The organism is Cupriavidus nantongensis (assembly GCF_041726985.1).
GTDB lineage: Bacteria > Pseudomonadota > Gammaproteobacteria > Burkholderiales > Burkholderiaceae > Cupriavidus > Cupriavidus nantongensis_A.
The window spans coordinates 291,021-313,212 of record NZ_CP168303.1; the positions used below are offsets into that span (position 1 = coordinate 291,021).

Annotated in this window: 22 protein-coding genes; 17 read left to right on the forward strand and 5 right to left on the reverse strand. The window is 68.1% G+C overall.

Going from position 1 to position 22,192, the window contains the following annotated elements; translation table 11 throughout:
* Nucleotides 1-14: 14 nt before the first annotated feature.
* The 3 genes from nagA to zwf all read left to right on the forward strand — a co-directional run bounded on the left by nagA (nucleotide 15) and on the right by zwf (nucleotide 3,721).
* Nucleotides 15-1,118, forward strand: a complete 1,104-nt coding sequence (gene nagA, locus ACEI37_RS12380; protein ID WP_373379135.1) for an N-acetylglucosamine-6-phosphate deacetylase — start codon at nucleotides 15-17, stop codon at nucleotides 1,116-1,118.
* The gene (locus tag ACEI37_RS12385; RefSeq protein ID WP_373379136.1) at nucleotides 1,111-2,142 is read left to right on the forward strand and encodes an SIS domain-containing protein; all 1,032 of its coding nucleotides are present in this window, start codon (nucleotides 1,111-1,113) and stop codon (nucleotides 2,140-2,142) included. Before nagA ends, ACEI37_RS12385 begins: the two co-directional genes overlap by 8 nt.
* Nucleotides 2,143-2,233: 91 nt before the next feature.
* Nucleotides 2,234-3,721, forward strand: coding sequence for a glucose-6-phosphate dehydrogenase (gene zwf / locus ACEI37_RS12390; RefSeq protein WP_373379137.1), 1,488 nt, complete (start codon nucleotides 2,234-2,236; stop codon nucleotides 3,719-3,721).
* 13 nt (nucleotides 3,722-3,734) lie between these two features.
* On the opposite strand, the gene ACEI37_RS12395 is transcribed toward zwf, so the two are convergent.
* Together ACEI37_RS12395 and ACEI37_RS12400 are read right to left on the reverse strand one after the other, a co-directional pair.
* Nucleotides 3,735-5,276, reverse strand: coding sequence for a YifB family Mg chelatase-like AAA ATPase (locus ACEI37_RS12395; protein WP_373379138.1), 1,542 nt, complete (start codon nucleotides 5,274-5,276; stop codon nucleotides 3,735-3,737).
* Nucleotides 5,277-5,367: 91 nt separating this feature from the next.
* The gene (locus ACEI37_RS12400) at nucleotides 5,368-5,646 is read right to left on the reverse strand and encodes an accessory factor UbiK family protein (RefSeq protein WP_012351595.1); all 279 of its coding nucleotides are present in this window, start codon (nucleotides 5,644-5,646) and stop codon (nucleotides 5,368-5,370) included.
* Between the two features lie 379 nt (nucleotides 5,647-6,025).
* Between ACEI37_RS12400 and ACEI37_RS12405 the strand changes: the two genes are divergently transcribed.
* The 12 genes from ACEI37_RS12405 (at nucleotide 6,026) to mnmH (ending at nucleotide 17,661) form a co-directional block, all read left to right on the forward strand.
* On the forward strand, nucleotides 6,026-6,808 hold the full coding sequence (locus tag ACEI37_RS12405) for a TorF family putative porin (protein ID WP_373379139.1): 783 nt from the start codon (nucleotides 6,026-6,028) through the stop codon (nucleotides 6,806-6,808).
* Nucleotides 6,809-6,860: 52 nt separating this feature from the next.
* Nucleotides 6,861-7,199: a P-II family nitrogen regulator gene (locus ACEI37_RS12410; RefSeq protein WP_010814843.1), complete on the forward strand. Its 339-nt coding sequence runs from the start codon at nucleotides 6,861-6,863 to the stop codon at nucleotides 7,197-7,199.
* Between the two features lie 32 nt (nucleotides 7,200-7,231).
* Complete coding sequence (gene amt, locus ACEI37_RS12415) at nucleotides 7,232-8,779, forward strand: ammonium transporter (RefSeq protein ID WP_373379140.1); 1,548 nt, start codon at nucleotides 7,232-7,234, stop codon at nucleotides 8,777-8,779.
* A 557-nt stretch (nucleotides 8,780-9,336) separates the two neighbouring features.
* Entirely contained in the window at nucleotides 9,337-10,632 is a 1,296-nt protein-coding gene (gene gshA, locus ACEI37_RS12420; RefSeq protein WP_062802025.1) for a glutamate--cysteine ligase, read from the forward strand.
* Between the two features lie 8 nt (nucleotides 10,633-10,640).
* Nucleotides 10,641-11,606: a glutathione synthase gene (gene gshB / locus ACEI37_RS12425; RefSeq protein ID WP_373379141.1), complete on the forward strand. Its 966-nt coding sequence runs from the start codon at nucleotides 10,641-10,643 to the stop codon at nucleotides 11,604-11,606.
* Nucleotides 11,607-11,683: 77 nt separating this feature from the next.
* The gene (locus tag ACEI37_RS12430) at nucleotides 11,684-12,139 is read left to right on the forward strand and encodes a PTS sugar transporter subunit IIA (protein ID WP_062796549.1); all 456 of its coding nucleotides are present in this window, start codon (nucleotides 11,684-11,686) and stop codon (nucleotides 12,137-12,139) included.
* Nucleotides 12,108-12,377, forward strand: a complete 270-nt coding sequence (locus ACEI37_RS12435) for an HPr family phosphocarrier protein (RefSeq protein ID WP_018008656.1) — start codon at nucleotides 12,108-12,110, stop codon at nucleotides 12,375-12,377. Before ACEI37_RS12430 ends, ACEI37_RS12435 begins: the two co-directional genes overlap by 32 nt.
* Before the next feature lie 49 nt (nucleotides 12,378-12,426).
* Complete coding sequence (gene ptsP / locus ACEI37_RS12440) at nucleotides 12,427-14,199, forward strand: phosphoenolpyruvate--protein phosphotransferase (protein WP_373379142.1); 1,773 nt, start codon at nucleotides 12,427-12,429, stop codon at nucleotides 14,197-14,199.
* Between the two features lie 215 nt (nucleotides 14,200-14,414).
* Complete coding sequence (locus ACEI37_RS12445) at nucleotides 14,415-14,720, forward strand: bacterioferritin-associated ferredoxin (protein ID WP_026164535.1); 306 nt, start codon at nucleotides 14,415-14,417, stop codon at nucleotides 14,718-14,720.
* A gap of 124 nt (nucleotides 14,721-14,844) precedes the next feature.
* Nucleotides 14,845-15,324: a bacterioferritin gene (gene bfr / locus ACEI37_RS12450; RefSeq protein WP_012351604.1), complete on the forward strand. Its 480-nt coding sequence runs from the start codon at nucleotides 14,845-14,847 to the stop codon at nucleotides 15,322-15,324.
* Between the two features lie 184 nt (nucleotides 15,325-15,508).
* Nucleotides 15,509-16,552, forward strand: a complete 1,044-nt coding sequence (gene selD / locus ACEI37_RS12455) for a selenide, water dikinase SelD (protein WP_373379143.1) — start codon at nucleotides 15,509-15,511, stop codon at nucleotides 16,550-16,552.
* A gap of 11 nt (nucleotides 16,553-16,563) precedes the next feature.
* Complete coding sequence (gene mnmH, locus ACEI37_RS12460; RefSeq protein WP_373379144.1) at nucleotides 16,564-17,661, forward strand: tRNA 2-selenouridine(34) synthase MnmH; 1,098 nt, start codon at nucleotides 16,564-16,566, stop codon at nucleotides 17,659-17,661.
* 88 nt (nucleotides 17,662-17,749) lie between these two features.
* On the opposite strand, the gene ACEI37_RS12465 is transcribed toward mnmH, so the two are convergent.
* From ACEI37_RS12465 to gpmA, 3 genes are all read right to left on the reverse strand, one after another.
* Entirely contained in the window at nucleotides 17,750-18,547 is a 798-nt protein-coding gene (locus ACEI37_RS12465; protein ID WP_373379145.1) for a ThiF family adenylyltransferase, read from the reverse strand.
* A gap of 28 nt (nucleotides 18,548-18,575) precedes the next feature.
* Nucleotides 18,576-20,183, reverse strand: coding sequence for a S41 family peptidase (locus tag ACEI37_RS12470; RefSeq protein WP_373379146.1), 1,608 nt, complete (start codon nucleotides 20,181-20,183; stop codon nucleotides 18,576-18,578).
* Nucleotides 20,184-20,362: 179 nt separating this feature from the next.
* Complete coding sequence (gene gpmA / locus ACEI37_RS12475) at nucleotides 20,363-21,109, reverse strand: 2,3-diphosphoglycerate-dependent phosphoglycerate mutase (RefSeq protein ID WP_092307459.1); 747 nt, start codon at nucleotides 21,107-21,109, stop codon at nucleotides 20,363-20,365.
* Nucleotides 21,110-21,310: 201 nt separating this feature from the next.
* Between gpmA and ACEI37_RS12480 the strand changes: the two genes are divergently transcribed.
* Both ACEI37_RS12480 and grxC read left to right on the forward strand, forming a co-directional pair.
* Complete coding sequence (locus ACEI37_RS12480; RefSeq protein WP_012351614.1) at nucleotides 21,311-21,724, forward strand: rhodanese-like domain-containing protein; 414 nt, start codon at nucleotides 21,311-21,313, stop codon at nucleotides 21,722-21,724.
* Between the two features lie 77 nt (nucleotides 21,725-21,801).
* Nucleotides 21,802-22,059, forward strand: a complete 258-nt coding sequence (gene grxC / locus ACEI37_RS12485; protein ID WP_115705686.1) for a glutaredoxin 3 — start codon at nucleotides 21,802-21,804, stop codon at nucleotides 22,057-22,059.
* Nucleotides 22,060-22,192: the final 133 nt, after the last annotated feature.

Genomic DNA, 22,192 nt, shown 5'->3' on the forward strand with positions numbered 1-22,192 from the left:
TGGAGAGCATTGCCATGAAGGGAAACATCCTGACGCCGACCGGCTGGGTCTTCGGCGAGATCCATGCTGGCGCGGACGGACGCATCGCGCGCATCGAGGGCGTGCCGGTCACGCCCGCTGGCAACGATGCCCCGTACGTGTTGCCCGGGTTTGTCGACCTGCTTAACCACGGCGGCGGCGGCAAGGACTTCATGGACGGCGAGGCTGCGGTGCCGGTGATCCTGCGCGCGCATGTGCGCTTCGGCACCACCAGCCTGCTCGGCAGCACCATGACCGCGCCGCACGCGGCACTGCTGCCCGCCGTGCAGGCGCTGGGCCGCGCCTGTGCCGGGCGTCCGGCCGGCGCGGCGCGGCTGCTGGGCGTACACCTGGAAGGACCGTACATTAACCCGGGCAAGCTCGGCGCGCAGCCGGACACCTCGGTCATCGCCACGCCGGCAGAACTGGCGCAATACCTGGAGGCGGCGCCGCTGAAGGTGGTGACGCTGGCGCCGGAGCTGCCGGGCCATCTCGACATCATTCGCCAGCTGGCCGCGCGCGGCGTGCGCGTGCAGCTGGGCCACACCCTGGGCACCTATGAAGACGCGGTGGCCGCGCTCGATGCCGGCGCCAGCGGCTTCACCCACCTGTTCAACGCGATGACGCCGATGCGGCACCGCGCGCCCGGCGTGGTCGCGGCGGCGCTGGCGCATGCCGAGTTCGCCGAGCTGATCCCGGACCTGCTGCACGTGCATCCCGGCGCCATCCGCGCCGCGCTGCGCGCGATTCCGCGCTTGTACGCGGTCACCGATGCCACCGCCGCTGCGGGCATGCCCGACGGCACGTACCACCTCGGCAGCCAGACTGTCTACAAGGCCCATGGCAGCGTACGGCTGGCCGACGGCACGCTGGCCGGCAGCGTGCTGACCATGGACCAGGCGCTGCGCAACTTCGTCTCGATCGGGCTGGACCTGGCCGATGCGTCGCGGCGCGTATCGCTGTATCCGGCGCAGTACCTCGGCAGCGCCGATCGCGGCATGCTGGCCGAGGGCTGCTGGGCCGACGTGGTGGTGCTGGACCGCGCGCTGTCGGTGCGCACTGTTTATGTCGAAGGAGAATGCTGTGTCGCGAATGCTTGAAGAAGCCCTGAGCGCGCCCGGCGTGGTGGCCGCGCAGCTGGCCGACGCACCGCGCGTGGCGGCGCTGGCCGCGCAACTGGCCGCGCATGACTGGCCTGCGGTACTGACCGTGGCGCGCGGCAGCTCGGACCACGCCGCCAGCTATTTCGCCGCGCTGGTCACGCGCCGGCTGGGCGTGCCGGTGGCGTCGCTGCCGATGTCGACGGTGACGCTGCACGACAGCGCGCTGCGCGTCGCCGGGCAACTGGCGGTGGCGTTCTCGCAGTCGGGCCGCAGCCCGGACCTGGTCGAGACCATGCAGGCGCTGCGCGCCGGCGCCGCCGCCACCGTGGCGCTGGTCAACGCGCCCGCGTCGCCGCTGGCGCAGGCGTGCGCGCATGCGTTGCCGCTGCTGGCCGGCACCGAGCATAGCGTGGCCGCGACCAAGAGCTATATCGCCATGTTGTCGATGTCGGCGCTGCTGGTCGGGCAGCTCGAGGCGGCGCGCGGCGGCGGGCGCGCGTTGCTCGATGCCTGCCGCGGCCTGCCCGACGTGCTGGCCGCGGCAGCGGCGCAGGACTGGTCGGCGCTGGTGCCGGCGCTGCGCGGCGCGCAGCGCATGATGGTGATTGGCCGCGGTGCCGGGCTGGCGATCGCGCAGGAGGCCGCGCTCAAGCTCAAGGAAACCGCCGGCATCCAGGCCGAAGCTTTTTCCGGCGCCGAAGTGCGGCACGGCCCGATGGAGATTATCGGTAGCGGCTACCCGTTGCTGGTGTTCGCGCCGCGCGGGGCGGAGCAGCGCGGGCTGCTGGCGCTGGCCGCCGAGATGCGCGCACGCGGCGCGCGCGTGCTGCTGGCGGCGCCGGCTGGCACGGATGATGCGGGTGGTCCGGTGGAGTTGCCGCTGGTGCCGGCGGGGCAGCCGTTGCTGGATCCGCTCTGCGCGATCCAGAGCTTCTATGTCGCCGCGCCCGCGCTGGCCCTGGCGCGCGGGCGCGATCCCGACCAGCCGCAATACCTGCGCAAGGTGACCGAGACCCGCTGATCCGGCAGACTGCCCTCAAGACCGTCCGATGCCGGCTTGCCCCCGCGCCCGGCCTTACACCCCATGCCCCACGGCACGCAAGGAGTCCGTCATGCAAACCACCCGCACCGTCTCTGCCTTCGGCACTGCCGACACCCGGCCGCTCGACCTGGTCATCTTCGGCGGCGCCGGCGACCTGTCGGCGCGCAAGCTGCTGCCCTCGCTCTACATGTGCCACCGCGACGGCAACCTGCCCGACGGCACCCGCATCATCGGCGTGGGCCGGCACCGCTGGGACCGCGAGGCCTTTGTCAAATTTGCCGACGAGAGCGCACAACCGTTTGTCGATGCGCGCTATCTCGAGCCGGGCAAATGGCAAGGCTTCCTGCAGCGGCTGGACTTCGTGCACGTCGACGCCTCGCAGGCGGGCGACTATCCCGCGCTGGCGGCGCAGCTGCGCAACGACGCGCTGCGCATCTACTACATGGCGATGCCGCCGGGGCTGTTCGCCACGACCTGCGACAACCTCGCCAGCCATGGCCTGATTGCCGACGACACCCGGCTGGTGCTGGAAAAACCGCTGGGGGTGGACCTGGCCTCGGCGATCGACATCGGCGAGGTGGTGAGCCGCTATTTCAGCGAGGACCGCACCTACCGCATCGACCACTACCTCGGCAAGGAGACGGTGCAGAACCTGATGGCGCTGCGCTTCGGCAATTCGATCTTCGAACCGCTGTGGCGCACGCCGTTCGTGCGCAGCGTGCAGATCACGGTGGCCGAGACCGTGGGCGTCGGCACGCGCGGCGGCTTCTACGACGAGGCCGGCGCCATGCGCGACATGGTGCAGAACCACCTGCTGCAGCTGGTAAGCATCCTGGCGATGGAACCGCCGGCATCGCTCAACTCCGATGCGGTGCGCGATGAAAAGCTCAAGGTGCTGCGCTCGCTGCGGCCGATGTCGCCCGAGGACGTGCGCCGCAACACCGTGCGCGGCCAGTACACCGCCGGCGCCATCGGCGGCGAGCTGGTGCGCGGCTACCTGCAGGAAGAGGGCATTCCGCCCGACAGCCGCACTGAAACCTTTGTCGCGATGCGGGCCGAGCTGGGCACTTGGCGCTGGAACCAGGTGCCGTTCTACCTGCGCACCGGCAAGCGCATGCAGGAGCGCGTGACCGAGGTGGTGATCCACTTTGCCGAGGTGCCGCATTCCATCTTCGACCCGGGCAGCACGCTGCAGCCCAACCGCATGGTGATCCGGCTGCAACCGGAAGAAGCGGTGCGGCTGACGCTGATGGTGAAGCAGCCGGGCGAGGGCATGAAGCTCAAGCCGCTGAGCCTGGCGCTGAACCTCGACTCGGCCTTCACCACGCGTCGCGCCGAGGCCTACGAGCGCCTGCTGCTCGACGTGATTCGCGGCCGGCTGGCGCTGTTCGTGCGGCGCGACGAGCTGCAAGCCGCATGGACCTGGGTCGACCCGATCCTGGAGGCATGGCGCGCGCAGGACGAGGGGCCGCGGCCCTATACCGCCGGCACCTGGGGCCCGGCGGCATCGTCGGCGTTCATGGCGCGCGAAGGCGTGCAGTGGTCGGAAGAAGCTTGAGGCGCGGATCGCCCTAGCCGGCCATGCGCAGCGCGCGCCGGTACTGGATCGCCTCGCCCACATGCGCGGCGTTCAGCACGTCGGCCCCGGCCAGGTCGGCAATGGTGCGCGCCACCTTCAGTACGCGGAAGTACGAGCGCGCCGACCAGGCCAGCCGCGTCATCGCGCCGCGCAGCAAGGCCTGAGCCTGCGGGTCCATGGCGCAGTGCTGCTCGATCTCGCGCCCGCCCAGCTCATTGTTGGGCTTGCCCTGACGGGCCAGCTGCCGTTCGCGCGCGGCCAGCACGCGCGCGCGCACCACAGCGCTGGCTTCGCCGGGCGGACCGTCAAGCATTTCGCCCTGGTCCTGCGCGGGCACCTCGACCTGCAGGTCGATGCGGTCGAGCATGGGCCCCGAGATCCGCGACTGGTAGCGCCGCACCTGGTCTGGCGTGCAGCGGCACGGCCGGTCGGGGTGCCCGAGGTAGCCGCACGGGCAGGGGTTCATTGCCGCCACGAACTGGAAGCAGGCGGGGAAGTCGGCGTGGCCGTTGGCGCGGGCGATGGTGATGCGGCCTGATTCCAGCGGCTCGCGCAGGACTTCGAGCACGCGGCGGTCGAATTCGGGCAACTCGTCCAGGAACAGCACGCCGTGGTGCGCGAGCGAGATCTCGCCCGGACGCGGATTGCCGCCGCCGCCGACCATGGCCGGGCCTGACGCGGTGTGGTGCGGCGCGCGGCACGGGCGCACGCCCCAGGCCTCGGCGCGGAAGCCGCCCGGCGTCAGGCTCATCACCGCGGCGGCTTCCAGCGCCTGCTGCAGCGACATCGGCGGCAGCAGGCCGGGCAGGCGCTGCGCCAGCATCGACTTGCCGGTGCCAGGCGGGCCCACCAGCAATACCGAGTGTTGTCCGGCCGCGGCCACTTCCATCGCGCGGCGCGCCTGCGCCTGGCCGCGCACGTCGCGCATGTCGGGGCCGCGCTCGGCGGATGCGGGCAGCAAGGCCGGCATGGCGCGGGGCAGCCGCGCCTCGGTCACGGGACCGAGGTGGTCGCAGGCCTGGCGCAGCGTGGCGGCCGCATGCACGGCCAGGTCTTCGATCAGCGCAGCTTCGGCGCCGTTGCCCGCGGCGACCAGGAACGCGCGCGGCGTCTCGCCCGCGCCGGCGCGGGCGGCATTGTCGCGCGCCAGCCCCATCGCCATGGCCAGCGCGCCGCGCACCGGACGCAGTTCGCCGGACAGCGACAGCTCGGCGGCAAATTCATGCGCGTCCAGCGCGTCGGCAGGGATCTGGCCGCTGGCGGCGAGGATGCCCAGCGCAATGGCCAGGTCGAAGCGGCCGGATTCCTTGGGCAGGTCGGCCGGCGCCAGGTTGACGGTGATGCGGCGGTTGGGAAACTCGTAGCCGCTGTTGAGGATGGCGGCGCGCACGCGTTCGCGGCTTTCGCGCACGCCGGTGTCGGCCAGGCCGACGATGGTGAAGGCCGGCAGGCCGTTGGCCAGGTGGGTCTCGACCCGCACCGGCGGCGCGGCGATGCCGGTCAGGGCCCGGCTGCGTAGGACGGCAAGGCTCATGGCATCGAACCGCACGAAACTGTTAACGAAAAAGGCCGCCAGGAATGGCGGCCTTCAGGGAGGCTGGGGGATGGCGGCGGGACCGGCGTGCTCACGCGCCCCCGGTCGAGTCCACCGAGCCGGCGCCGGGCGGGATGCCGGCGCGGCGCTCCAGCTCGGCCACTCGGCTTTCCAGTTCCTCCAGGCGGGCGCGGGTGCGCGCCAGCACCTGCGACTGGACGTCGAATTCCTCGCGCGTGACCAGGTCCAGCCGGGCAAAGCCCTGGGTCATCATGCTGCGCACGTTTTTCTCGATGTCCCTTGCCGGCGAATTGCGCAGCGCCTCGCTGACCTTGTTCTGCAGGTCGTTGAAGAGGTCGGTCGGTTTCATGGTTTCTCCTTTGCGCACCTGACTGGTGCCAATCCGGTTGGGCATCTGGCGTATGGCGCGCTTTCGCACAGGAATTGGGCGCCCTGAATGCGGGCGGCCCTCCTGCACGCGGGCCGTACCCAGCCACCGTCAGACCTCGATTATCGCCCCAGCGGCACGCCGGCGAAAGCACCGGCGCCGCGCCGTTCACACCTTTTAACCCGATCTGGCGTCGCCGCGGGGCGGATTCAAGCCCGCCCGCGATGCTGGCCGGCGCGCGTCGATCACCGCTTTCCGTGGGGTGGCACGGCAGTTGCAGTAGTGAGGGCGAGCTGCCTCAAAGCTTTACCGGAATCCAACTAAACGAAATCCGAGCCATCAGGAAAAGGAGAAAAACCCCATGAAGAAGTTGGCCCTTGCAGTCAGCGCGGTGGTCCTGGCCAGTGCCGCCGGCGGCGCCCTGGCGCAGAGCACCGACGCCGCGGCCCCGGCTGCCGAGCCGGCCTCGCCGCATACCTTCACGGCCAACGTGTCGCTGGTCACGGACTACCGCTATCGCGGCATCAGCCAGACCAACCTGCGCCCGGCGATCCAGGGCGGTTTCGACTACGCGCATGAAAGCGGCTTCTACCTGGGCAACTGGAACTCCAGCATCAGCTGGCTGGAAGACGCCAACCCGGCGGTGTCGGCGCCGGTCGAGATGGACTTCTACGGCGGCTTCAAGAACACCTTCAAGGTGGCCGGCACCGAGTTCGCCTATGACCTGGGCGTGCTCGAGTACTACTACCCGGGCGGCTACAACAACCCGCGCCCGTACACCACCGAGCTGTATGCCGGGGTTGGCTGGGGGCCGGTGTTCCTGAAGTACTCGCACTCGGTCACCAACTTGTTTGGCTGGGCCGACAGCAAGAACAGCTACTACGTCGACCTGAGCGCCAACGTACCGCTGAACTTCTGGGACCTGACGCTGAACGCGCACGTCGGCTACCAGGGCGTGAAGCACAACAGCGATGCCTCGTACACCGACTGGAAGATCGGCCTGACCAAGGACCTGGGCAAGGGCTTTGCGCTGGCGGTCGCCTATGTCGACACCAACGCCAAGGAAGTGGCCTACACCAGCGCCAACCGCGGCCGCTACCTGGGCAAGGCCGCGGCCTGGGCCTCGATCACCAAGACTTTCTAACTCTGACGCAGCCCGGGCGGACTGATGCCGGTCCGCTCCCAGGAGAATCCTGATGAAACTCATCATCGCAGTCATCAAGCCGTTCAAGCTCGACGAGGTGCGCGAAGCGCTGTCGGACGTGGGCGTGTCCGGCATCACCGTGACCGAAGTGAAAGGCTTCGGCCGCCAGAAGGGCCATACCGAGCTGTACCGCGGCGCCGAATACATCGTCGACTTCCTGCCCAAGGTGAAGATCGAGGTGGCGGTGCCCGACGACGTGGTCGAGCGTGCCATCGAGGCGGTCGAGAAATCGGCCCGCACCGGCAAGATCGGCGACGGCAAGATCTTCGTGGCCCCGATCGAGCAGGTCATCCGCATCCGCACCGGCGAGACCGGCGGCGATGCCCTGTGACCCAAGACAGCATAGAGACAAAGGTGAATTCCATGAAAACCTGGATCAAGCGATTCCTGGCGGCGGGCGCGATGGCGCTGGCCGTCGGCACGGCCGGCGTGGGCATGTCGACCCCGGCCGCGGCGCAGGACAAGCCGGCCGCCGAGGCTTCGGCCGCCGCCACTTCCGCGCCGGCTGCTGCCGCGGCTGCGGCGGCTCCCGCTGCCGCCCCTGCAGCAGCGCCAGCCGCGGCCGCACCGGCTGAAGCCGCCGCAGCGCCGGCCGCGCCCGTGCCCAACAAGGGCGACACCGCCTGGCTGCTGGTTTCGACCGCGTTCGTGATCCTGATGACGCTGCCAGGCCTGGCGCTGTTCTATGGCGGGCTGGTGCGCTCCAAGAACATGCTGTCGGTGCTGATGCAGTGCCTGGTGATTTTCTCGCTGGTGGCGCTGCTGTGGGCCATCTACGGCTACAGCTTTGCCTTCACCGAGGGCAATGCCTTCTTCGGCGGCACCGACCGGCTGTTCATGAAGGGACTGACGGTCGACGCCGTGGCCGCCACCTTCAGCAAGGGCGTGGTGCTGCCGGAACTGGGCTACTTTGCCTTCCAGTGCGCCTTCGCCTGCATCACCTGCGGCCTGATCATCGGCGCCTTCGCCGAGCGCGCGCGCTTCTCGGCGGTGCTGGTGTTCGTGGTGCTGTGGTTCACCTTCGCCTACCTGCCGATCGCCCACATGGTGTGGTTCTGGCCGGGCCCCGACGCCTACACCGACGCCGCCGCCGGCTCCGCCGCAACGGCCAAGGCCGGCTGGCTGTTCCAGAAGGGCGCGCTGGACTTTGCCGGCGGCACCGTGGTCCACATCAATGCCGCCGTGGCCGGGCTGGTGGGTGCCTTCATGTTCGGCAAGCGCATCGGCTTCGGCCGCGAGGCGATCCGTCCGCACAGCCTGACCTTCACCATGGTGGGTGCCTCGCTGCTGTGGTTCGGCTGGTTCGGCTTCAACGCCGGTTCCGCGCTGGAAGCCAACGGCTCGGCCGCGCTGGCCTTCGTCAACACGCTGCTGGCGACCTGCGCCGCGGTGCTGGCGTGGACCTTCGGCGAGTGGATCGGCAAGGGCAAGCCGTCGATGCTGGGCGGCGCTTCGGGCGCGGTCGCCGGCCTGGTGGCGATCACCCCGGCCGCGGGCTTCGTCGGCCCGATGGGCTCGATCGTGATGGGCCTGGTGGCCGGCCTGCTGTGCCTGTGGGGCGTGACCGGACTGAAGCGCATGCTGGGCATGGACGACTCGCTCGACGTGTTCGGCGTGCACGGCGTGGGCGGCATCGTCGGCGCGCTGCTGACCGGCGTGTTCGCCGCGCCCAGCCTGGGCGGCACCGGCATCTACGACTACGTCGCCAACAAGGTGGCCGATGACTACTCGATCGCCGGCCAGCTGTGGGTGCAGTTCGAGGGCGTGCTGACCACCGTGGTGTGGTCCGGCGTGGTGGCCTTCGTCGCCTACAAGCTGGTGGACATGCTGATCGGACTGCGCGTGCCGGAAGACGAAGAGCGCGAAGGCCTGGATATCACCTCGCATGGCGAGACCGCCTACGAAGGCTGAGCGCAAAGGGGTTGTGCTGGAGAGCTGATTGGGAATCTGCTCTCAGGAGTTTTGCCCGGCCGCGTGCCGGGCTTTTTTCTTTGTCGCGTTGAGCGGGGTTGCAGACATTAAGCCTGCGGCCATCACGCGTGGTGCCGCGGACACGACCATCGCGACCCCTGCTCGGATCGCCAGCGAAACCCGCGAACCCAATGCCGGCGCGGGCAAGCAGACAATCCCGCGCGCCGCGCGCGGGCTTTTCGCAAAGTGCTTAACTCCGATCTTAAAAAGCTTCAATTGTCTTTAATGTGCGGCGCACATACATTGCCATTGAGGCAGTTTCCTCCACCTGCAGAACGCTCCCCGTATCTGTCAGGCCATTTAAAAGCGCGGCATCGCCGCGCTTTTTTTTGCCTAGGCCGCCGGCGCCGGCGCGGCCTCTTTATTTCGCGCCACCCATCCCCATATCGTTATCCCTTATGCCAGGCGCTGCATATCCTTATAAAGGGTGTGCCAGCGCCTGGTTGGCCGTTCCTCTACAATCGGGGCGAACGATTAAGACGATCTATAGGATGGATATGGTCCCGCATCTCATCACCGCGCTGAACGGTCCGCTGCTCGAACTGGAAAAGAAGATCCTGGACGCGACGCCGTCCATCGAGCGCTGGTTCAGGCTGGAATGGCAGGAGCATACGCCCCCGTTCTATTGCTCGGTGGACCTGCGCAACGCCGGCTTCAAGCTGGCGCCGGTTGATACCAATCTGTTCCCGGGCGGCTTCAACAACCTGGCCCCCGAGATGCTGCCGCTGGCGGTGCAGGCGGCGATGGCGGCGATCGAGAAGATCTGCCCGGATGCCAAGAACCTGCTGCTGATCCCGGAGCGCCACACCCGCAATATGTTCTACCTGCAGAACGTGGCGCGGCTGTCGCTGATCATGCGCCAGGCCGGGCTGAACGTGCGCCTGGGCTCGCTTTCCGAGGAAATCACCGAACCGACCCCGATCGAGCTGCCCGATGGCCAGACCCTGGTGGTCGAGCCGCTGGCGCGCCTGGGCACCAAGGGCCGCCGGCTGGGGTTGAAGGACTTCGACCCGTGTTCGATCCTGCTCAACAACGACCTGTCGGCCGGCATTCCGCCGATCCTGGAAAACATCAACGAGCAGTACCTGCTGCCGCCGCTGCACGCCGGCTGGTCCACGCGCCGCAAGAGCAGCCACTTTTCCGCCTATGACGAGGTGGCGAAGAAGTTCGCCAAGCTGATCGACATCGACCCGTGGATGGTCAACCCGTACTTCGCCCGTACCACCGGCGTGAATTTCCACGAGCGCGTGGGCGAGGAGGAACTGGCCGACGCGGTCGAAGGCGTGCTGAAGAAGATCGCCAAGAAGTACCGCGAGTACGGCATCAAGGAAACGCCGTACGTGGTGGTCAAGGCCGATGCTGGCACCTATGGCATGGGCATCATGACCGTGCGCGATCCGTCCGAGATCAAGGGCCTGAACCGGAAAGAGCGCAACAAGATGAGCGTGGTCAAGGAGGGCCTGGAGGTCAGCGACGTCATCATCCAGGAGGGCGTGCACACCTTCGAGAAGGTCAACGAGGCGGTGGCCGAGCCGGTGGTGTACATGATCGACCGCTATGTGGTGGGCGGCTTCTACCGCGTGCACACCGGCCGCGGCAACGACGAGAACCTGAATGCGCCGGGCATGCATTTCGTGCCGCTGGCCTTTGCACCCAACGGCATCCCGGACAGCCACGCCAAGCCCGGCGCGGCGGTGCCGAACCGCTTCTACATGTATGGCGTGGTGGCGCGGCTGGCCTTGCTGGCGGCGTCGCTGGAGCTCGAGAAGACCGACCCCAACCCGATCATCTGAACGCCGCCATGCGCATCCTCTTCATCACCGATCCGCTGGAGACCTTCAAGACCTACAAGGACTCCACCTACGCCATGATGGCCGAGGCCGCCGCGCGCGGCCATGAGCTGTACTGGTGCCTGCAGCCGCAGCTGGCGCTCTCGGGGCGCACGGTCGAGACCGTGGCCACGCGCCTGCACCTGACCGGCGACGATGGCGGCGAACACGGCGCCTGGTACCGCGAGGGCAACAGCGCGCTCGAGCCGCTGTCGGCCTTTGACGCGGTGCTGATGCGCAAGGACCCGCCCTTCGACATGGAATACGTGACCAGCACCTGGCTGCTGGAGCTGGCCGAGGCGCAGGGGGCGCGCGTATTCAACAAGCCGCGGGCGATCCGAGACCATTCCGAGAAGCTGGCGATTGCGCAGTACCCGGAATTCATCACGCCGACGCTGGTCACGCGCGACCTGGCGCGTATCCGCGATTTCCACGCCGAGCATCGCGACATCATCGTCAAGCCGCTCGACGGCATGGGCGGCATGGGCGTGTTTCGGGTCGGCGCGGACGGCATGAACCTGGCCGCGATCGTCGAGACGCTGGGCCAGGACGGCGCCCGCTCGCTGATGGTGCAGCGCTATATCCCGGCGATCAAGGACGGCGACAAGCGCGTGCTGCTGATCGGCGGCGTGCCCGTGCCATATTCGCTGGCGCGCGTGCCGATGGCCGGCGAAGTGCGCGGCAACCTCGCCGCGGGCGGCACCGGCCGCGCCCAGGAGCTGAGCCGGCGCGACCGCGAGATCGCCGAGGCGCTGGCGCCGGGGCTGTGGGAGCAGGGCCTGCTGCTGGTGGGCCTGGACGTCATCGGCGACTACCTGACCGAAGTCAATGTGACGAGCCCGACCTGTTTCCAGGAAATCACCCAGCAGACCGGCTTCCATGTCGCGGCGATGTTCATCGACGCGCTGGAACACGCCGTCAGCGCTGCCGGCAGCTAGGCGCCACCGGCCCCGACCGGCAGCGGGAGCGCGGGGGGCGCCTGCTACAATCGGGGCAATCCAACGGATTCACCATCATGGCAGGCATCCTGATCATCGCGCACACCCCGCTGGCGTCAGCCCTGCGCGATTGCGCCGCCCACGTCTACTGTGGCCAGCCGCAGCGGCTGGAAGCCATCGACGTCCTTCCCGATGCCGATCCCGCCGCCGTGCTGGCCGAGGCCAGGCGCCGCCTGGATGCCATCTGCGAAGACAACGGCGCGCTGGTCCTGACCGACATCTTCGGCGCCACCCCCGCCAATATCGCCGCGCGCCTGGCCGAGCCGGGCCGCGTGCGCGTGCTGGCCGGCGTCAATCTTCCCATGCTGGTCCGTGCCATCTGCTACCGGGCCGAAAAGCTGGACCAGCTCGCCACCAAGGCGCTGGCCGGCGGCTCGCAGGGCGTGCTGCAGGTCGGCACCACCACCGTCCAGAATCAAACCGCCAATCATCCCGACAAATATGCTGCAGAGGGACACCACCATCATCAATAAACTCGGACTGCACGCACGCGCGTCCGCCAAGCTGACCCAGCTCGCCGGCAGCTTCGTCAGCCAGGTCAAGATGTCCCGCAACGGACGCCAGGTCGATGCCAAGAGCATCATGGGCGTGATGATGCTGGCAGCCGGGATCGGCTCGACCATCACGATCGAGACCGAGGGTCCCGACGAACAAGAGGCGATGGACGCGCTGCTGGCACTGATCGCCAACCGCTTTGGTGAAGGGGAGTGAGGCCGGCGGCCTTGACCCGAATTGATAAACGTTCCTGACGGAGCGGTACATGCCTTTCGCCTTGCACGGCATCCCGGTCTCGCGCGGCGTCGCCATCGGGCGCGCGCACCTGCTTGCGCCCGCGGCGCTGGACGTGTCGCACTACCTGGTCGATGAAGAGCAGCTCGACGCCGAGGTGGAACGGCTGCGCGCCGCGCGCGCCGCGGTGCGCGCCGAACTGGCCGCGCTCAAGCGCGACCTGCCGCGCGACGCGCCCGAAGAGATGGGCGCTTTCCTCGACGTGCATGCGATGATCCTCGACGACGAGGCGCTAGCGCGCGAGCCCGAGGCGCTGATCCGGGGCCGGCGCTACAACGCCGAATGGGCCCTGACCACGCGCCTCGAAGAGCTGATGCGCCAGTTCGACGAGATCGAGGACGAATACCTGCGCGAGCGCAAGGCCGACATCCAGCAGGTGGTGGAGCGCATCCTGAAGGCGCTGGCCGGCGCCCCGGTGCTGGTGCCGGCGCCGGTGCCAGCGCTGGCCGCCGACGGCGAGCCCGCGCCCGGCGTGATCGTGGTGGCCCACGACATTGCCCCGGCCGACATGCTGCAGTTCCGCCACACCGTGTTCCACGGCTTTGTCACCGACCTGGGCGGGCGCACCTCGCATACCGCGATCGTCGCGCGCAGCCTCGACATCCCGGCCGCGGTCGGCGTGCAGAGCGCGAGCGAGCTGATCCGCCAGGATGACTGGATCATCATCGACGGCGACGCCGGCCTGGTGATCGTCGATCCCACCGCCATCATCCTCGAGGAATACCGCCACCGGCAAAGCGAGCGCGTGCTCGAGAAGAAGCGCCTGCAGCGCCTGCGCCATACGCCGGCGGTGACGCTCGACGGGATCGAGATCGAGCTGCTGGCCAATATCGAGATGGCCGAGGACGCCGGCGCCGCGCTGGCCGCCGGCGCGGTCGGCGTCGGCCTGTTCCGTTCCGAGTTCCTGTTCATGAACCGGCGCGACGAGCTGCCGGGCGAGGACGAGCAGTTCCAGGCGTACCGCGGCGCGGTCGACGCCATGCACGGGCTGCCGGTTACCATCCGCACCATCGATATCGGCGCCGACAAGCCGCTCGACGCCCGCGGCGACGGCCGCGCCGATGACTTCGAGACCGCGCTGAATCCGGCGTTGGGCCTGCGCGCGATCCGCTGGTCGCTGTCCGAGCCCGGCATGTTCCTGACCCAGCTGCGCGCGCTGCTGCGCGCCTCGGCCTTCGGCCCGGTGCGGCTGCTGGTGCCCATGCTGGCGCATGCCAGCGAAATCGACCAGACCCTGGCGCTGATCGCCAAGGCCAAGCGACAGCTCGACGAACGCGGCGAACCGTACGATCCCGGCATGAAGGTCGGGGCCATGATCGAGATTCCCGCGGCGGTGCTGTTGCTGCCGCTGTTCCTGCGCAAGATGGATTTCCTGTCCATCGGCACCAATGACCTGATCCAGTACACGCTGGCGATCGACCGCGCCGACAACGCCGTGGCGCACCTGTTCGACCCGCTGCATCCGGCGGTACTGCAACTGGTGGCGCGCACCATCCGCGAAGCCAACCGCGCCGGCGTGCCGGTGGCGGTATGCGGCGAGATGGCGGGCGATCCGTCGATGACGCGGCTGTTGCTGGGCATGGGACTGCGCGAATTCTCCATGCATCCGGCGCAACTGCTGCGGGTCAAGCAGGAAATCCTGCACGCGAACTGCGAACGGCTGGAACCGCTGGTCGACCAGCTGCTGCAGACATACGATCCCGAGGAACAGGCCGCAGTCCTGCGGCAAATCGCACGACCCTGACGCGATCAGGGTTATCCGGGGCAAAAAGGCGGCTGGCGCGGCACTTTCCAACGCGGACAAGTGCGGCACCAGCCGCCTTCTTTTTACGTCCGGTGACGCCTTCCCGACCTCCGTGGATGTGGCTTAATGGGAATTGTTATCATTATTGATCTCTGATATTCTGACGTTTCATTCGCAGGGACATGCCGGTGTCCCGCGCCGCAACGGAGGGACTTGTGTACGTCTGCATCTGCAACCAGATCACCGATCGTGAGATTCACGGTGCCGCGCACCTGGGCGTCGAGACCCTCGACGAACTGGCTGAAACGCTCGGCGTCGGCACGTGCTGCGGCCGTTGCCGCGAGTGCGCGCAGCAGGTGTTGCAGGAAGGCGTGGCCGCGGTACGCAATGTCACGGTAGCGACCCTCGCCAGCATCCAGGTTGTGGAGATTTCTTCCTGTTCCGCTTCGGGCCCATGTACCATAATGGACACTCGGGACCCGGCAGTCGCGAACGACCAGCGCAAGGCGCTGGTGGCCTGAACGCGCCCATGAACTGAAAGTTCAGTTCACGGCGCGTTTTTGCGCATTCCTTTTTTCTGACTGCACGGCGCCATTGGCGCCGTTTCGTATTTTTTGCGCGGGCCCGATGCAACAGGAGCCGCCAATGAAAGGTGACAAGAAGGTCATCCAGCATCTGAACGCCCAGCTCAAGAACGAGCTGACCGCGATCAACCAGTATTTCCTGCACGCCCGCATGTATCGCCACTGGGGCCTGAAGAAGCTCGGCGACGTGGAGTACAAGGAATCGATCGGCGAGATGAAGCACGCCGACCGCCTGATCGACCGCATCCTGATGCTGGACGGCCTGCCCAACCTGCAGGACCTGCACAAGCTGCTGCTCGGCGAAGACACGCCCGAGATGCTCAAGTGCGACCTGAAGCTGGAACAGACCGCGCACACCACCGTCAAGGAAGGCATTGCCTACTGCGAGTCGGTCGGCGATTACGTCAGCCGCGAAATTCTGGTCGATATCCTCACCGATACCGAGGAACATATCGAATACCTGGAAACGCAGCTCGATCTGATCGACAAGGTCGGGCTGCAGAACTACCTGCAGTCGCAGATGGAGCCGGGCGAGCAATAAGCCGCCGTCTTCGGCGTGGCCGCTCCGACGGGCGGCACGCCCCAGCGCGCGGCGCCGATCGGCGCCGCCTGGTTGCTCGCCAGCTTGCAGTAACCCTTCTCATTCCAATTCCTTTCTTCATCCAGGCGTTGCCGGCGGGGCCAAGGCTCCTGACCCGCCGGCGCGCCGCGCGGAGCCCACGCTCATGACCGGTCCCATCCGCCTGACGCAGTACAGCCACGGTGCCGGCTGCGGCTGCAAGATTTCCCCGAAGGTGCTCGACGTGATCCTGGCCGGCAGCGGCGCGCAGCACCTGGATCCGCGGCTGTGGGTGGGCAATGCCTCGCGCGATGACGCGGCGGTGTATGCGCTGGACGGCGCCGACGGCCAGCGCGGCGTGGTGTCCACCACCGACTTCTTCATGCCCATCGTCGACGATCCGTTCGACTTCGGGCGCATCGCCGCGACCAATGCGATCAGCGACATCTACGCCATGGGCGGCGACCCGCTGATGGCCATCGCCATCCTGGGCTGGCCGGTCAACGTGCTGCCGCCCGAGGTGGCGCGCGAAGTGGTGGCCGGCGGCCGCCGCGCCTGCGACGACGCCGGCATTCCGCTGGCGGGCGGTCATTCGATCGACGCGCCCGAACCCATCTTCGGCCTGGCGGTCACGGGGCTGGTCGAGCGTGCGCACATGAAGCGCAACGACACCGCCACGCCCGGCTGCCGGCTGTACCTGACCAAGCCGCTCGGCATCGGCGTGCTGACCACGGCCGAGAAGAAGGGGCTGCTGCGCGACGATAACCGCCATCTGGCGCGCGACTGGATGTGCGTGCTGAACCGGCCCGGCAGCGCCTTCGGGCGCTTGCCCGGCGTGCGCGCGATGACCGACGTCACCGGCTTCGGCCTGCTCGGCCACCTGGTCGAAATGGCCGACGGCAGCGGACTGACCGCACGCATCGACTATGCCGCGGTGCCGGTGCTGGATGACGTGGCCGACTACATCGGCCAGGGCTGCGTACCGGGCGGCACCCAGCGCAACTTCGACAGCTACGGCCACCGCATCGCGCCGCTTACCGAGGCGCAACGCGCGTTGCTGTGCGATCCCCAGACCAGCGGCGGCCTGCTGGTCGCGGTCGAGCCCGCGGGCGAAGCCGAGTTCCTGGCCGAATGCCAGCGCCAGGGGCTGGCGCTCGCCCCGATCGGCGAGATGGTGGCCCGCGCCGCGCTGGCCGTAGAGATCCGCTGATGCGCCCGCTGATGCGTCCAGATACCGCCGACTTCCGCAAACTGTTCCTCAGTGGCGTCGCCATGCTGGACGTGCGCGCGCCGCTGGAGTTCGCGCGCGGGGCCTTCCCCGGCGCGGTCAACCTGCCGCTGATGGACGATGCCGAGCGCCACGAGGTCGGCCTGTGCTATGCGCAGAAGGGCCAGCAGGCGGCGATCGAACTGGGCCACCAGCTGGTGTCGGGCCAGCGCAAGGCGGCGCGCATCGCCGCCTGGGCGGAGTTTGCGCGTGCGCATCCGGACGGCTACCTGTATTGCTTCCGCGGCGGCCTGCGCTCGCAGCTGGTGCAGCAGTGGCTGCGCGAGGCGGGCGTCGACTATCCGCGAGTGACCGGCGGCTACAAGGCAATGCGCGGCTTCCTGATCGAGACCATCGATACCGCGGCGGCCACGCAGCCATGGTTCGTGGTGGGCGGGCTGACCGGCAGCGGCAAGACCGACGTGCTGGCCGACGTCCCCGCGTCGATCGACCTGGAAGGCCACGCGCGCCACCGCGGCTCCGCGTTCGGCCGCCGCGCACTGCCGCAGCCGCCGCAAATCGACTTCGAAAACGCGCTCGCCATCGACGTGCTGCGCCATCTCGACGCCGGCTGGCGCGCGCTGGTGGTGGAAGACGAAGGCCGCTTCATCGGCAGCCGCGACGTGCCGCAGGCCCTGTCGCATCGCATGCAGGCCAGTCCGCTGGTATGGCTGGAAGCGCCGTTCGAACACCGCGTCGAACGCGTGCTGCGCGACTACGTGCAGGGACTGGCGGCCGAATTCATCGACACGAAGGGCAGCGTGGAAGGCTTCGACACCTACGCCACACGCCTGCGCGAAGCCATGGCCGCGATCGCGCCGCGGCTTGGCGGCGCCCGCTACGGCAGGCTGTCGGCGCTGCTGGACCAGGCGCTGGCGCGCCAGGCCGAGTGCGGCGAGGTAGCGCTGCACCGCGGCTGGATCGAGGTGCTGCTGCGCGACTACTACGACCCCATGTATGACTACCAGCGCGCCCAGCGCGAGGCGCGCATCGTCTTCCGCGGCGACCGCGATGCCGTGACGGACTGGCTGCTGGCGCACACGGCGCGGTAAGCGGAATAGAGAAATCAGGGCCGGAAGCCAGTGCGGCTGGCCGGCAAGACAGGCATGGCCGCTCGGGCGTGGATCAACCTCGCCCGGCTCAGTGCCCGCCGCACACCGGACAATCCGGCGTGCGCGCCAGCCGCATGGTGGTCCATTCCATCGACAGCGCATTGACCATCAGCAGCCGGCCGGCGAGGCTGTCGCCCACGTTGGCAAGCAGCTTGAGGGCCTCGGCTGCCTGCACGGTGCCGACCATGCCGACCAGTGGCGCGAACACGCCCATGGTGGCGCAGGCGACTTCCGGCGCGGGTTCGGCCGGCGGGAACAGGCAGGCGTAGCAGGGCGCGTCGGGCTTGCGGCGGTCGAAGACGCTGATCTGGCCGTCGAAGCGCAGCGCGGCGCCGGAGACCAGCGGGACCTTGTGGCGCACGCAGGCGCGGTTGACGGCCTGGCGCGTGGAGAAGTTGTCGCAGCAGTCCAGCACCACGCTGGCCGACGCCACCAGCTGGTCCAGTTCGGCATCGCCCACGCGCGCCGGCACCGTGACGATATCCAGGCCGGGGTTGATGCGCAGCATGCCTTCGCGGGCGGAGTCGACCTTGGGCCGGCCCACGTTGGCGGTGGTGTGGATGATCTGGCGCTGCAGGTTGGTCAGGTCGACCTCGTCGTTGTCGACCACGGTGATGCGGCCGACGCCGGCCGAGGCCAGGAAGGGCAGGGCGGCCGCGCCGAGGCCGCCGGCGCCGATTACCACGGCATGGCCGGACAGCAGGCGCCGCTGGCCTTCGATGCCCAGCTCGTCGAGCAGGATGTGGCGCGAATAGCGCAGCAGCTGTTCGTCGTCGAGGCCGTCGGACGGGTCGTCCTGCGGGCCTGCGTGGATCGCGTCGCTCATGCCGGCAGCCTCACGTAAAGGCCTCAGGTCACGGTGCCTTGCCGGTCGGCGTGCCCAGCGGCTCGCCGATCGGCGCGCTGGCCGGCGGCTGCTTGCCGGGGGCCGGTGCCGCCGGCTTGGCGGCCGGTACGCTGGCGCCCCTGGCGCCGCTCTTGCCCGAAGGCTTCGCCGCCTTGCCGTTGTCGGCGGGCGGGTTCGTTTCCAGCTTGGACTTGGAGCGCTTGACCGGCTGGCCGTTGAGCTGGGCGATAGCCTGCTGCAGCATGAAGTCGTCGGCCGAGCCGAATTCCACCGGCTTCTTGCGGCGCTCTTTTTCGCGCTCTTCCGGGGTCTTCTTGGCGTTCTCTTCTTCCAGGCGGCGCAGTTCCTCGACGCGGCGCTGCTCGCGCTCGGTCATTTCCGGCTCTTCCGATTCCTGCTTGTTGTGCAGGTGGCGCTCGGTGTCGATCTCGCGCGTGATCAGCGCGTCGTCCGGGTCGCCTTCGGGGTTCTGGTCGACCGGGATATCCGGGCGGATGCCCTTGGCCTGGATCGACTTGCCGCTCGGCGTGTAGTAGTACGCGATGGTCAGCTTGATGCCGGTGTCATTGGTGAGCGGGCGCACGGTCTGCACCGAGCCCTTGCCAAAGGTGGTCTTGCCCATGATCTGGGCGCGGTGGTGATCCTGCAGCGCGCCGGCGACGATTTCGGAGGCCGAGGCGGAGTAGGCGTTGGTCAGCACCACCATGGGGATCTTCTTGTACAGCGCGGGCAGGTCCTTGAGCGGATCATCTTCCAGCGACGACAGGCGGTAGTTGTTGTACGTTGCCTTGTACACGCGCTTGGCGTCGGGCACCTGGCCGTTGGTCGACACCACCGTGGCGTCTTCCGGCAGGAACGCCGCGGCCACGCCAACCGCGCCCTGCAGCACGCCGCCGCCGTTGTTGCGCAGGTCCAGCACCAGGCCCTTCATGTTGGGGTTCTTCTGCGCCAGCTCGGTGAGCTTGCGCGACAAGTCGGAAATGGTGCGTTCCTGGAAGCTGGTCAGGCGGATCCAGCCGATATTGTTGTCCAGCATCTTGGCCTTGACCGACTGCACGCGGATTTCGGCGCGCGTGATCGAGACCGGGAAGGTGCGTTCCTCGCTTTTGCGGTAGATCGTCAGCGTGACCTTGGTGCCGGGCTCGCCGCGCATGCGCTTGACCGCCTGCTCCAGCGGCAGGCCGCGCACGGGCTTGTCGTCGATACGGGTGATCAGGTCGCCGGGCTGGATGCCGGCGCGGAAGGCGGGCGTGTCCTCGATCGGGTTGATCACCTTGACCAGGCCTTCTTCCTGCGAGATCTCGATGCCCAGGCCGGCAAAGCGTCCGCGCGTGCCTTCCTGCAGTTCCTTGAAATCCTTCTCGTCGAGGTAGGACGAATGCGGGTCGAGGCTGGCGACCATGCCCTTGATGGCTTCGGTCAGCAGCTTCTTGTCATCGACCGGCTCCACGTACTCGCGCTTGATCTGCCCGAAGATATCGGCCATCAGCCGCAACTGGTCCAGCGGCAGGGGCCCCGATGAATTCTGCGCGGTCGCCGAAATCTGCAGCGTGGCGAGCACGCCGGCGACGAGGCCGACAGAAACTAGGCTGATGTTCTTGAGCGTCTTGCGCATGAGGGCTGCCTGAACTTGTACGCGAAGTACGGGTGTACGGTATGGGGATTATGCCGGCTGCGGCCGCCCGGCGCCGGGCGGTTTGTCCGACAGTATAAGTGCGAGTGGAGAAATGGGCCTGTCCCGTCCCGGCTCAGGGTGGGCGGACGCACATCTGCGCGCGGCCGCCCGGGCGGATCTCAGCGTGCCTTGCCCTGGCTGGCCACGGCCGCGAGCGAAGCCGCGATGGCGTCCTGGTCACCCAGGTAGTAGTGGCGCAGGGGGCGCAGGTCGGCGTCGAGCTCGTAGACGAGGGGGGTGCCGTTGGGAATATTGAGTCCGACGATGTCGTCATCCGAAATCTGGTCCAGGTATTTCACCAGCGCGCGGATGCTGTTGCCATGGGCGGCAATCACCACGCGCTTGCCGGATTGGATGTCGGGTGCGATGGATTCGTTCCACAGCGGCATCACGCGGGCCACGGTGTCCTTCAGGCACTCGGTCAGCGGGATTTCGTTGCGCGGCACATTGGCGTAGCGCGGATCGTCGTACGAGGCGCGCGGATCGGTCGGCTCCAGCGCCGGCGGCGGCGTGTCGTAGCTGCGGCGCCATACCAGCACTTGTTCGTCGCCGAACTTGGCGGCGGTCTCGGACTTGTTCAGGCCGGCCAGGGCGCCGTAGTGGCGCTCGTTCAGGCGCCATTCGTTGCGCACCGGAATCCACATCAGGTCCATTTCATCCTGCACGTGCCACAGCGTGCGGATGGCGCGCTTGAGCACCGAGGTGTAGGCCACGTCGAAGCCCATGCCGGCTTCCTTGAGCAGCTTGCCGGCCTGGCGCGCCTGGGCGGCGCCGGTCTCGGTCAGATCGACATCGACCCAGCCGGTAAAGCGGTTTTCGAGGTTCCACGTGGATTCGCCGTGGCGGATAAGGACAAGCTTGTACATGCTGCTGCTTCCAGAGAGTAAGTAACCTGCATGCGTCCGTGCCGTCACCTGGAGGGGCCGTGAAAACAGGCCATGACGGGATTCGGTAAACATCCCATGTCTCGGACAGGCGACAATGGCGGATGGCCGTGCAGCGGCAGGGCCTGGACGCCAAACCGCGTATTTTATAATGCCGCCGACCCAACCTACCGGAAAGCCAACGTGAATTTCTTCGCCGACTACAACAACCTCGCCCTGATCGCCCTCGCCGTGGTGTCGGGCGGCCTGCTGGCCTGGCCCGCGATCTCGCGCAGCGCGGGCGGCAAGTCGGTCAATACGGCCACCGCGACCCAGCTGATCAACAAGCGCGGCGCCGTCGTGGTCGACATCCGCGAGCCCGCGGAGTACGCCAAGGGGCACCTGCCGCAGGCCAAGAGCGCGCCGCTGGCCGACCTGGCCTCGCGAGCGGCCGGGCTTGCAAAGGACAAGGCTGCCCCCATCATCGTCGTATGCCAGACCGGCCAGCGCTCGGGCAAGGCCCAGGCAGCGCTGAAGGAAGCCGGGTACAGTGAGATCTACGCGCTCGAAGGTGGCATTGCCGCCTGGCAGCAGGCGGGCCTGCCGCTGGTGAAGTAAACGCGGCAACCCGTCGTAACCGTCACGGCGTGTCCCGGCCAGGTCGGGCGCGCCCATTGCATTCAAGGAGACTCCACATGGCCCGCGTCGTCATGTACAGCACCGTGGTGTGCCCGTATTGCGTCATGGCTGAACGCCTGCTCAAGTCCCGCGGCGTGGAAACGATCGAGAAGATCCTGATCGACCGCGAACCGGGCAAGCGTGAAGAAATGATGACTCGCACCGGCCGCCGCACCGTGCCCCAGATCTATATCGACGACACCCACGTGGGCGGCTTCGACGACCTCTCGGCGCTCGACCGCCAGGGCGGCCTGGTGCCGCTGCTGGCCGCCTGAGCCAGCGCATCGGGACGGCCCCTGCGCAGAATCGTCTGATTTCGCCCGGGCTGGTCCCGCCATCCCCTCCGGCGCGGGTGAATTCGCCACTCGCGTCATGTACCATATGCGTTTTCCAACCGGGAACCGGCCG